Annotated in this window: 13 protein-coding genes; 10 read left to right on the top strand and 3 right to left on the bottom strand. The window is 70.6% G+C overall.

What is annotated here, in order from left to right:
• Positions 1-84: 84 nt before the first annotated feature.
• Both L0H79_RS16330 and L0H79_RS16325 read right to left on the bottom strand, forming a co-directional pair.
• Positions 85-837 (bottom strand): ABC transporter permease, encoded by a 753-nt coding sequence (locus tag L0H79_RS16330; protein WP_301485700.1) that lies wholly within the window; start codon positions 835-837, stop codon positions 85-87.
• A complete protein-coding gene (locus L0H79_RS16325; RefSeq protein WP_301485699.1) occupies positions 834-1,544 on the bottom strand; it encodes an ABC transporter ATP-binding protein in 711 nt (236 codons plus the stop codon). Before L0H79_RS16325 ends, L0H79_RS16330 begins: the two co-directional genes overlap by 4 nt.
• Before the next feature lie 74 nt (positions 1,545-1,618).
• Between L0H79_RS16325 and L0H79_RS16320 the strand changes: the two genes are divergently transcribed.
• The 10 genes from L0H79_RS16320 (at position 1,619) to L0H79_RS16275 (ending at position 10,372) form a co-directional block, all read left to right on the top strand.
• Positions 1,619-2,290 (top strand): phosphatidylserine decarboxylase, encoded by a 672-nt coding sequence (locus tag L0H79_RS16320; protein ID WP_301485698.1) that lies wholly within the window; start codon positions 1,619-1,621, stop codon positions 2,288-2,290.
• Positions 2,287-3,216 carry a CDP-diacylglycerol--serine O-phosphatidyltransferase gene (gene pssA, locus L0H79_RS16315; RefSeq protein ID WP_301485697.1) on the top strand — a complete coding sequence of 310 codons (930 nt, stop codon included), beginning with the start codon at positions 2,287-2,289 and terminating at the stop codon, positions 3,214-3,216. The genes L0H79_RS16320 and pssA overlap by 4 nt, the downstream gene beginning before the upstream one ends.
• A 47-nt stretch (positions 3,217-3,263) precedes the next feature.
• A complete protein-coding gene (locus L0H79_RS16310; RefSeq protein WP_301485696.1) occupies positions 3,264-4,037 on the top strand; it encodes a metalloregulator ArsR/SmtB family transcription factor in 774 nt (257 codons plus the stop codon).
• Positions 4,034-5,455: a Fe-S cluster assembly protein SufB gene (gene sufB, locus L0H79_RS16305; protein ID WP_301485695.1), complete on the top strand. Its 1,422-nt coding sequence runs from the start codon at positions 4,034-4,036 to the stop codon at positions 5,453-5,455. The genes L0H79_RS16310 and sufB overlap by 4 nt, the downstream gene beginning before the upstream one ends.
• Positions 5,455-6,705: a Fe-S cluster assembly protein SufD gene (gene sufD / locus L0H79_RS16300; protein WP_301485694.1), complete on the top strand. Its 1,251-nt coding sequence runs from the start codon at positions 5,455-5,457 to the stop codon at positions 6,703-6,705. The genes sufB and sufD overlap by 1 nt, the downstream gene beginning before the upstream one ends.
• 5 nt (positions 6,706-6,710) lie before the next feature.
• Positions 6,711-7,472 (top strand): Fe-S cluster assembly ATPase SufC, encoded by a 762-nt coding sequence (gene sufC, locus L0H79_RS16295; RefSeq protein WP_301485692.1) that lies wholly within the window; start codon positions 6,711-6,713, stop codon positions 7,470-7,472.
• A 22-nt stretch (positions 7,473-7,494) separates the two neighbouring features.
• Positions 7,495-8,793 carry an aminotransferase class V-fold PLP-dependent enzyme gene (locus L0H79_RS16290; RefSeq protein WP_301485690.1) on the top strand — a complete coding sequence of 433 codons (1,299 nt, stop codon included), beginning with the start codon at positions 7,495-7,497 and terminating at the stop codon, positions 8,791-8,793.
• Positions 8,793-9,275 carry a Fe-S cluster assembly sulfur transfer protein SufU gene (sufU, locus tag L0H79_RS16285; protein ID WP_301485689.1) on the top strand — a complete coding sequence of 161 codons (483 nt, stop codon included), beginning with the start codon at positions 8,793-8,795 and terminating at the stop codon, positions 9,273-9,275. The genes L0H79_RS16290 and sufU overlap by 1 nt, the downstream gene beginning before the upstream one ends.
• The gene (locus L0H79_RS16280; RefSeq protein ID WP_301485688.1) at positions 9,272-9,598 is read left to right on the top strand and encodes a metal-sulfur cluster assembly factor; all 327 of its coding nucleotides are present in this window, start codon (positions 9,272-9,274) and stop codon (positions 9,596-9,598) included. Before sufU ends, L0H79_RS16280 begins: the two co-directional genes overlap by 4 nt.
• Before the next feature lie 156 nt (positions 9,599-9,754).
• Positions 9,755-10,372: an acVLRF1 family peptidyl-tRNA hydrolase gene (locus L0H79_RS16275; RefSeq protein WP_301485687.1), complete on the top strand. Its 618-nt coding sequence runs from the start codon at positions 9,755-9,757 to the stop codon at positions 10,370-10,372.
• 10 nt (positions 10,373-10,382) lie between these two features.
• Here the strand turns inward: L0H79_RS16275 and L0H79_RS16270 are convergent.
• On the bottom strand, positions 10,383-11,276 hold an 894-nt coding region (locus L0H79_RS16270; protein ID WP_301485686.1), incomplete at its 5' end, for a neutral zinc metallopeptidase.

Genomic DNA, 11,276 nt, shown 5'->3' with positions numbered 1-11,276 from the left:
GGCTCAGTCTGTGCCCTTGCGACTGAGCCGAATCGGCGCTCCGCTCCTCCCTCGCTGGCGCTCGGTCGATGCTCACGCCTTGGCTCAGTCGCTCCACCTGAAGAACCGGCTCGCCAGCGCGGTGCAGACCAGGCCCCAGACGAGCAGGACCAGGGCGCCTGCCCACTCGAACGACCCCTGCACCAGCGCGGCCCGCAGGCCGTCGGCCAGCCCGGCGCTCGGCAACCAGCCCGTTGCCGCCTCGGCCCAGTCGGGCAGCAGGCTGCGCGGCACGATGACCCCGCCGAGCGCGAGGAAGAGGATCCAGACGAGGTTCGCCAGGGCGAGCACGGCCTCGGCTCGCAGGGTGCCTGCCATGAGCAGGGCCAGTGACACGAAGGCCCACGTCCCGAGGACGAGGAAGAGAGCGGCATACCCGATGCCCCCGACGGCGGGGCGCCACCCGAGGGCGAGACCGAGCCCCCCGAGCACCACGACCTGGATGGCCTCGATGGCGAGGGTGGCGATGACCTTCCCGGCGATCAGGCCGCCCCGACCCAGCGGCGTCACCCCGAGGTAGCGCAGCACGGAGTAGCGCCGGTCGAAGGCGGTCGCGATCCCCTGCGCGGTGAACGATGCAGAGATGACGCAGAGGGCGAGCACGCCCGGGACAGCGAGGTCGATGCGCCGTCCGGTCCCGAGCGACGGGACGCTCGAGACGCTCAGGGCCACCAGGACGATGGCCGGCAGCACGAGCGAGACGAGCAGCTGTTCGCCGTTGCGCAGCAGCGTGCCCACCTCGAAGCGCGACTGCGCAAGGACCCTGGCCCGGGGCGCCGCGGCGGTCGAGGGACTCATGCGCGGCCCTTCCTCGTCAGGTCGAAGTAGACCTCCTCGAGCGAGGTGCCGTCGACGACCTCGTCGAGCGCACCCTCGGCGACGGTCCGGCCGGCGTTCATGATGACAAGGTGGTCGGCCAGGTGCTCGGCCTCGTCGAACGAGTGCGTCGTGACGACCACGGAGCGACCGGCAGAGCGCTGCTCGGCGATGATCTCCCATACGTCGAGCCGTCCGTGCGGGTCGAGTCCGGCGGCCGGCTCATCGAGGAAGAGCACGTCGGGCCGGCCGAGCAGGGCTGCGGCCAGCGCGAGCCGCTGCTTCTGGCCGCCGGACAGGCGCCGCACGGTCGTGCCGGCGAAGTCGGTGACACCGAGCCGGGCCGCGATCTGCCCGACGTCCGCCGGGTCGGCGTAGAACTCGGCGAGGTGGTGGAGCAGACGCATGGGTCTGGTGCCGTTGGGCAGGCCGCCGCTCTGGAGCATGACGCCGACCCTGGCCCGGTGGTGCGCGTCGGCGCCGGCCGGGTCGGCGCAGAGGACGCGGACAGTTCCCGAGTCGGGACGCTGCAGGCCGACGGCACACTCCATGGCGGTCGTCTTGCCGGCACCGTTGGGGCCGAGCACGGCTGTGATCCGTCCGGTCGGAGCCGACCACGTCAGCCCGTCCAGCGCATGGACGGGGCCGAACGTGCGGCGCACGTCGTCCAGGACCACCGCTGCAGTCATGACTGATCAGTCTAGGCTCAGGGGATGCAGGACCCCCGGCCCGGGGCCGCGACGACCGTCGGAGAGCAGGTCCCGTGAAGATCGATCCCGCAGCTCGACCCTTCACCGCGATGGTGGCCGCGCCGACCCTCATTGCCGCTCTCGTCCGCCGACCCCGCACGGCTGCGGGTCTCGGCCTGCTGACTGCCGGGGTGACGCTCTTCTTCCGCGACCCCGACCGGGCTCCCGACCTCGCCCCGGTCGGTGACCCCGATGTGGTCCTGGCTCCCGCCGACGGCGTCATCGTGCACGCCGGGCCGGCCGAGCCCGAGGTGAGCCCGCCGGGGGAGTGGCAGCAGGTCAGCATCTTCCTGTCGCTGCTCGACGTCCACATCAACCGTCTTCCGTACGGGGGCCGGGTCGTGTCGGTCACCCACCGCCCGGGTCGCTTCCTGGCCGCATACCGCGCCGCGAGCGGGATGCAGAACGAGCGGACCGAGATCGTCGTCGAGCGGGCGACCCCGACCGGGCCGCGACGGGTCGTCGTGCGGCAGATCGTCGGCCAGCTCGCGCGCCGCATCGTCACCCGGGTCGCGCCCGGCGACGAGGTGGCGACCGGGGCCAGGATCGGCCTGATGAAGTTCGGCTCCCGGATGGACGTCTTCCTGCCCGGCGACGTCGTCCTCGCCGTCGCGCCGCGCACGCGGGCGGTCGGGGGAGAGACCGCCCTGGGCCGGTTCGCCACCGGGTCCGAGACCCCCCGATGACGCCATCCGAGGGCTCGCGTCGCGCAAGCCGCGGCACCCGGCCCTCCCGGTGGCGGCTGGTCTCCGTCACCGGCGCCAAGGTCGTCTCGCCGGGTCGGCTCGACCCCATGACGCGGGCCCGGATCATGCTCCCGAGCCTGTTCACGCTCGGCAACATGCTCTGTGGATTCTCCTCCGTGCTGCTGTCCTTCCAAGGCCGGTTCGCCATTGCGAGTATCTTGATCGCGGTCTCGATCCTGCTCGACATCTCCGACGGGGCCGTTGCTCGGATGGTCGGTGCCATGACCCCGTTCGGGCTGCAGTTCGACTCGCTCGCCGACCTCATCTCGTTCGGCATCGCGCCGGCGGTGCTCGTCTACACCTGGGCGCTTCCGCAGTACGCCCACCTCGCCTGGTTCGGGGCGATGTTCTGGCTCGCCTGCGCCGCCTATCGCCTGGCCCGTTTCAACGTCACGATCGACCCTCTCGCCGACAAGCGCTACTTCATCGGCCTGCCGAGCCCGGGTGCCGCCGGCGTCGTCATCGCGACCGTGTTCGCGATCGACGGGCCGCTGCAGGGCTGGGCGCCGGTCCTCCCGGTGCTGGCGAGCTTCGTGCCGGCCGCGCTCATGGTGACGTCCTTCCGGTTCCGGTCGTTCCGGGCGCTGCTGACCACCGATCACCTCGCCGTCACGGGAGCCATCGCCGTGGTCGTCGTCGTCGGCCTCGTCCTCGCCCCCGCGGTGACCGGCCTCGTGCTGGCCTACGGCTATGTCCTGACCTGCCCGTTCGGCTGGGCCACGGCATCGCTGCGCCGCCGCTGGTTCGGCCCCGACAGTGTCGCCCCACCGCGTTATCGGATGCCCTCGGTCCTCGCGCCGATCACCGACCCGGGCGTGGCGAGAGACGAGGAGCGGCCCCTCGACACCGACGGCGAGGGCCGGTAAGGGGACCCTGACTGGAGACGAGCATCCAATTACGTCACAATGGTGTTGTGTTTTTCGCGGATCAGGCGCCACATGAGACGGCAGACGGTGAGGCCGTCGCGCCGCTCGAGTCGCGCACCCGCTCACGCGTGCTGCACCTCGTGTCCACCGACGGGCCGATCACGGCGGCCGAGCTCGGCCGCGCACTCGACCTGACCCCCGCTGCGGTCCGTCGTCACCTCGACGCCCTTGTCGAGCACGGCGTCATCGCAGAGCACGAGCCCACCGCCGCCCGGCGTGGGCGCGGCCGCCCGGCCCGGGCCTACGTCGTCACCGCGACAGGTCACCGTGCTCTCGAGACCGACTACGACTCGCTCGCGGTCGACGTGCTGCACTTCCTGACCGAGCACGTCGGCTCCGCGGCCGTGTCCGAGTTCGCTCGCGAGCACGTCGCTGCCTTCGAGCAGCGGTATGCCGCTCGCCTCGCTGATGCGGGCGACGACCCGTCCGCGCGTGCCGCGGCCCTCGTCGAGGCGCTGACCGAGGACGGCTTCGCCGCGACGGCCAGGCCGGTCGGCGTGGGTGGGTTGACCGGCGTCCAGCTCTGTCAGGGCCACTGCCCCGTCCAGCAGGTCGCCGCGCAGTTCCCGGCGTTCTGCGAGGCCGAGACCGACGCCTTCTCGAGGCTGCTCGGCGTGCACGTCCAGCGCCTCGCGACGCTGGCCGGCGGGCATCACGTCTGCACGACGTTCATCCCGACAGCCGAGCTGTCCCGGAAGCCCCGGGCGGGGTCGGGAGTTGACCAGGAGACCGATCACATAACGGAAGGGTCCTCTTCATGAGCACCAACATCGAAGAGCGCAACCCGGGTCTGAAGGACCTCGGGCGCTACGAGTACGGCTGGGCCGACAACGACATCGCTGGCGTCTCGGCCCGCCGCGGGCTCAACGAGGAGGTGGTGAGGGACATCTCGGCCCGCAAGGGCGAACCCGAGTGGATGACGAAGCTGCGCCTGAAGGCGCTCACCCTCTTCGAGCGCAAGCCGATGCCGGCCTGGGGCTCGGACCTCACCGGTCTCGATTTCCAGAACATCAAGTACTACGTCAAGTCCACCGAGAAGCAGGCCACCTCCTGGGAGGACCTGCCCGAGGACATCCGCAACACCTACGACCGGCTAGGCATCCCCGAGGCCGAGAAGCAGGCCCTCGTCGGCGGCGTCACGGCCCAGTACGAGTCCGAGGTCGTCTACCACCAGATCCGTTCTGACCTCGAGTCCCAGGGCGTCATCTTCACCGACACCGACACCGGCCTGCGCGAGCACGAGGACATCTTCCGCGAGCACTTCGCAACGATCATCCCCGCGGGCGACAACAAGTTCGCCTCGCTCAACACGGCCGTCTGGTCCGGCGGGTCGTTCGTCTACGTCCCGCCGGGCGTGCACGTCGAGATCCCCCTGCAGGCCTACTTCCGGATCAACACCGAGAACATGGGCCAGTTCGAGCGGACCCTGATCATCGCCGACGAGGGCTCCTACGTCCACTACGTCGAGGGCTGCACCGCGCCGGTCTACTCCTCGGACTCGCTGCACTCGGCCGTCGTCGAGATCATCGTCAAGAAGAACGCCCGGGTGCGCTACACGACGATCCAGAACTGGTCCAACAACGTCTACAACCTCGTCACCAAGCGAGCCACGTGCGAGGCCGGTGCCACGATGGAGTGGGTCGACGGCAACATCGGCTCGAAGGTGACGATGAAGTACCCGGCCGTCTTCCTGATGGGCGAGCACGCCAAGGGCGAGACGCTCTCGGTCGCCTTCGCCGGCGCTGGCCAGCACCAGGACACCGGCTCGAAGATGGTCCACTCCGCTCCGTACACGAGCAGCTCGATCATCAGCAAGTCGGTGGCCCGCGGCGGCGGCCGGTCGTCCTACCGTGGCTTGGTCCAGGTGCTCGAGGGCGCCTCGCACTCGGCCTCCACGGTCCGTTGCGATGCCCTGCTCGTCGACACGATCAGCCGCTCCGACACCTATCCCTACGTGGACATCCGCGAGGACGACGTGTCGATGGGGCACGAGGCGACCGTCTCGAAGGTCAGTGACGACCAACTGTTCTACCTCATGTCCCGAGGTATGGCCGAGGACGAGGCCATGGCGATGATCGTGCGCGGCTTCATCGAGCCGATCGCGCGCGAGCTGCCCATGGAGTACGCCCTCGAGCTCAACCGCCTCATCGAACTCCAGATGGAAGGAGCCGTCGGCTGATGAGCCTGGTGGCTGACACATCCCGCCCCGTCGACGCCGTCACCGCGGCAGGCAAGGCGCACACCGACTCGGCCGCGGCCTTCGTCCCGGACAAGTCCCGGGCGGAGCGCACGGCGTCCTTCGACGTCGCCGACTTCCCGGTCCCGCGCGGGCGCGAGGAGGAGTGGCGCTTCACCCCGGTGAAGAAGCTGCGCGGCCTGCTCGAGCCCGGTGCCACCGGTCGGCTCGAGTGGGACACCTTCCTGCCCGAGGGGGTCACGGTCTCGACGATCCCGAGCAGCGAAGCCCGCGAGCTCGGTGCGCTGCCGCCACAGGACCGTGCGGCCGTCGTAGCGGCCGACGTCGAGAAGGTGACGCTGGTCGACATCCCGGCCGAGGCCGAGCTGACCGAGCCGGTGCGGATCCGGCTGATCGGTGACGACGCCACCCAACCCATCCACGAGCACATCGTCGTGCGGGCCGGGCACCACTGCAGGGCGACCGTGCTGTTCGCGCACCGAGGCTCCGCGCAGTACGCCCAGCTCGTCTCGGTCCTGACCGGTGACGCCTCCGACATCACGGTGGTGGCCTCGCAGCGCTGGGAGGACGACGCGATCCACCTGGCCCAGCACGACGCGCTCGTCGGCCGCGACGCGACCTATCGGCACATCTCGCTCACCCTCGGCGGCAAGATCGTCCGGCTCAACGCGAATGTCCGCTACGCCGGCCCCGGCGGCGACGCGACGCTGCTCGGTGTCTACTTCGCCGACGCCGGGCAGCACCTCGAGCACCGTTCGTTCGTCGACCACAACACACCCCACTGCAAGAGTCACGTCACCTACAAGGGCGCCCTGCAGGGCGCGAGCGCCCACACAGTGTGGATCGGCGACGCGCTCATCCGGGCCGAGGCCGAGGGCACCGACACCTACGAGCTGAACCGGAACCTCATCCTCACCGACGGCGCCCGCGCCGACTCGGTGCCCAACCTCGAGATCGAGACGGGCGAGATCGTCGGCGCCGGGCACGCCTCGGCGACCGGCCGCTTCGACGACCTGCAGCTGTTCTACCTGCAGTCCCGGGGCATCCCCGAGGACGAGGCCAAGCGGCTTGTCGTGCGCGGCTTCTTCGCCGACGTGATCAAGCAGATCCCGATGGCCGACCTGCGCGCCGAGGCCACCGCCGCCATCGAGCACGAGCTGGCGACAACGGCATACGCCGCCGCCGCCACTTCCGACAGCACCACCCCCGAGCACACCAGCAAGGAGAACTGACCCGCATGAGCACGCTCGAGATCAAGGGACTCACCGTCTCGGTCCACACCGAGGACGGCCCGAAGGAGATCCTGCGCGGGGTCGACCTGACCGTGTCGTCGGGGGAGACGCACGCGATCATGGGCCCGAACGGGTCGGGCAAGTCGACGCTCGCCTACAGCATCGCCGGGCACCCGAAGTACACGGTCACCGGCGGCACCGTCACCCTCGACGGCGAGGACGTGCTGGCGATGAAGGTGGACCAGCGGGCCCGCGCCGGCCTCTTCCTCGCGATGCAGTACCCCGTCGAGGTCCCCGGAGTGACCGTGAGCAACTTCCTGCGGACGGCCAAGACTGCGATCGACGGTCAGGCGCCGAAGCTGCGCACGTGGGTCAAGGACGTCAAGCAGGCCATGGCCAACCTGCGGATCGACCCCGAGTTCGCGGATCGCAACGTCAACGAGGGCTTCTCCGGTGGCGAGAAGAAGCGCCACGAGATCCTCCAGCTGCAGCTGCTCAAGCCCAAGGTGGCCATCCTGGACGAGACCGACTCCGGCCTCGACATCGACGCCCTGCGGATCGTCGCCGACGGTGTCAACCAGGCCAAGGACGAGACGAACGTCGGCGTCCTGCTGATCACCCACTACACGCGAATCCTGCGTTACATCAAGCCCGACTTCGTGCACGTCTTCGTCGACGGCCGGATCGTCGAGGAGGGTGGCAAGGAGCTCGCCGACCGACTCGAGGACGAGGGCTACGACCGCTTCCTCACTGCCGCAAGCGCCTGAGTGCTGAGGAGGAAGAGTCGAGATGTCTGCTGCCGCAATGCCGTTCACGGACCGGGAGGTCGCCGCGATCCGCGGTGACTTCCCGATCCTGGGGCGCGCGGTCCGCGACGGGCGCCGGCTCGTCTACCTCGACTCGGGGGCGACCTCGCACAAGCCGCGCGTCGTCCTCGACGCCGAGCGCGAGTTCTACGAGCAGCACAACGCGGCCGTCCACCGAGGGGCGCACCTGCTCGCCGAGGAGGCGACCGACGCGTTCGAGGCGGCCCGGGCGACCGTCGCCCATTTCATCCGGGCACCCGAGGACGAGGTCGTCTTCACGAAGAACGCGACCGAGTCGCTCAACCTGGTCGCCTACGCGTTCTCGAACGCCGCGCCGACCGACGAGCCGAAGGACCCGCGCTTCGTGCTCGGCCCGGGCGACGAGGTCCTCGTGACGCAGATGGAGCACCACGCCAACCTCGTGCCGTGGCAGGAGCTCGTGCGACGCACCGGTGCGACGCTCCGGTGGATCCCGCTTGCGGCCGACGGCAGCCTCGACCTCGGTGGCCTCGACACGCTGCTGACCGAGCGGACCAAGGTCCTGGCCGTCACCCAGGTCTCCAACGTCCTCGGCACGATCAACCCGGTCGGTGAGCTGGCCGCACGCGCCCATGCCGTCGGGGCGCTCGTCGTGGTCGACGCCTGCCAGTCCGTGCCGCACCTGCCCGTCGACGTCGCCACCCTTGGCGCCGACTTCATCGCGTTCAGCGGCCACAAGATGTACGGGCCGCTGGGCGTCGGCGTCCTCTGGGGGCGCGCCGAGCTGCTCGAGGTCATGCCACCCTTCCTCACCGGCGGCTCGATGATCGAGCTGGTCACGATGGAACGCGCGACCTGGGCGCCCGCGCCACAGAAGTTCGAGGCCGGTGTGCCCAACGCCGCCCAGGCCGTCGGCCTGGCCGCCGCGGTGCGCTGGGTCGAGCAGGTCGGCATCGACCGGATCCACGCCCACGAGGCGGACCTCGCCGAACGACTCCTGACCGGGCTGGCCGCCCGGCCCTGGACGCGGGTGCTCGGCCCGGCGGCCGGCACCCCCCGCGGTGGGGCGGTCTCGCTGGTCGTCGACGGGGTGCACGCCCACGACGTCGGGCAGATCCTCGACGATGCCGGCGTCGCGGTCCGGGTCGGGCACCACTGCGCCTGGCCCCTGCACCGGGCGCTCGGAGTCACGGCGACGACTCGGGCCAGCCTCGCGGCATACAACACGGCCGACGAGGTCGACACCTTCCTCACGGCACTCGACCGAGTGCCGGAGATCTTCGGCATCGCGGAGGCGAGCTGATGGACCTCTACCAGGAGCTGATCCTCGACCACTCGAGGCAGCCGCACCATGCCGGGCTGCGCGACCCGTTCGACGCCGAGGTGCACCACGTCAACCCGACGTGCGGCGACGAGGTGACCCTGCGGGTCAGCATCGCCGGAACCGGGGCGAGCGCCGTCGTCCGGGACATGTCCTACGACGCCCAGGGCTGCTCGATCTCGATCGCCTCGACCTCGGTCCTGGCCGAGGAGGTGATCGGCCACACCGTCGACGAGGCGCTCGACACCTACGCCGGGATGCGCGAGATGCTCACCTCCCGCGGCAAGGTCGCCGGCGACGAGGACCGGATCGGCGACGGCATCGCGTTCGCCGGCGTCGCCAAGTATCCGTCCCGCGTCAAGTGCGCCCTGCTCGGCTGGGCCGCGTTCACCGACGCGCTCATCCGCGCCGGCGTCCAGACACCCGTCCTGACCGACCACACCACCCAAGGAGTGACCCCATGAGCGAGACCACCGCGCTACCGAACGTGGCCGACATCGAGGAGGCGATGCGCGACGTCATCGACCCCGAGCTCGGCATCAATGTCGTCGACCTGGGCCTCGTCTACGGCATCACCGTCGACGGCCAGGGACACGCCGTCCTGGACATGACCCTGACCTCCGCGGCGTGCCCACTGACCGACGTCATCGAGGACCAGACCCACCAGGCGCTCGAGGGCCTCGCCACGACCGCCCGGATCAACTGGGTCTGGATGCCGCCGTGGGGCCCCGACAAGATCACCGCGGACGGCCGTGAGCAGCTGCGGGCCCTCGGCTTCAACATCTGACGCGTCCCGCGCCCGGACGGCGACCTCCAACAATCCCGCCGCGGCCCGATTGTGGGTGCTCGGGTGCCGGTCCGGCCTCCAACAATCCAGCCCTGGTCCGATTGTGAGCGTCCGAGGACCCGCCCGGTCGCCGCGCGGCGGACGGCGGACGGAGTCGTGACGCGGGTCCTCGAGGTCGCCCCCGAGCGGCTCGACCGATGGCTGGCGGGCTTCGCCGAGCGCCACGGGCCCGGCGACGCCACCCGGGAGCAGACCCTGGGTGGCGTTGTCGTGCGTGCCGTCGCGCAGGACGGATCCACTCTGGTCGCAACGCCGTTCGCGTACAGTCCGCTCGGGATCGTCCTGGTCAGGCGAGGCGGGTATGCCGCTGGGCTGGCCATCGCAGACCGGCTGGCCGTCGCGAAGGTCGGGTCGCGCCATGTGCAGGGTCGCACGAAGGCGGGCGGCTGGTCCCAGCAGCGGTACGCACGCCGCCGAGCCAAGCAGACGGACGAGGTCGTCGCCGCGGTCGTCCGCCACGTGCGACGGATCGTCCTGGGGGAGGGGCCGGACGCGCTGGAGGGCGTGGGCGGCATACCTGCTGGCCTGGTCGTGGGCGGCGACCGCGGGCTCGTGCGCGACGTTCTGTCGGCACCCGCCCTCGGCTCGCTGACCGACCTGCCGCGCCGGGAGCTCTACGACCTGCCCGACCCGACGCGAGCCGTCCTGCAGGCCGCGCTGCGACGTGCGCGCGCCTACCGGATCGAGCTGACGGAGCCCGAGAGGCGCTCGTGACGCCGAGCGCTCACTCGACGGTGGCCACGCCGAAGGTGTTGCACTGGTTCAGGTCGCCGGTCCGGTAGCCCTGCATGAACCAGTTCTGCCGCGCCTGCGCCGAGCCGTGCGTCCACTGCTCCGGGTTGACCCGGCCGCGGGCCGTCTTCTGGATTCGGTCGTCTCCGACCGCGGCCGCCGCCGACAGGGCCGACTCGATGTCGCGGTCGGTGATCGGCTTCATGAAGGTCACGCCGTGCTTGTCCGTCGTGGTCGTCGCGTGGTTGACCCAGGTGCCCGCGAGGCAGTCGGCCATGAGCTCGATGCGGACCGCGCCGGAGTTGGCGCCCTGCGGGTCCTGCTGCGCACTGCCCAGGATCCCGAGCAGGTTCTGGATGTGGTGGCCGTACTCGTGGGCGATGACGTACTCCTTGGCGAGCGCCCCACCGTCGGCACCGAACCGGTTCTGCAGCTCCGAGAAGAAGGCCGCGTCGATGTAGACCTTGTTGTCGAGCGGGCAGTAGAACGGGCCGACCGCCGCGTTCGCGGTGCCGCACCCCGACCGGGTCGAGCCGGAGAAGATCACCGTGGTCGCCGGCTGGTAGTTCAGGTTGTACTTCGGCAGCTGCTTGGACCAGTAGTCCTGCACGCTGTTGACCGTCGCGATGACGAGACACACGTCGTCCTTGTTGGCGTCGGCACCGGTCTTGCACTGGGAGAAGCTCGAGTTGGACACGTCGCCACCGGCCGCGACCTCGCTGCGCTCGAGCTGCAGGGAGGGCATCCCGCTCGTCGCGGAGGTGTCGCCCACCCCGCCGCCGCCGAGCAGCGCCTTGCCGCCGAAGATCAGCATGATGACCAGCAGGATGAGCCCCCCGCCGCCGCGCCCCCCCCCCGGCACGCCCGGGGGCCCCGGCGCCCCCCC

Source organism: Intrasporangium sp. (assembly GCF_030452765.1).
Taxonomy (GTDB): domain Bacteria; phylum Actinomycetota; class Actinomycetes; order Actinomycetales; family Dermatophilaceae; genus Intrasporangium_A.
Note: the sequence above shows the minus strand (reverse complement) of the source record. Positions and strands in the feature narration are given on the sequence as shown.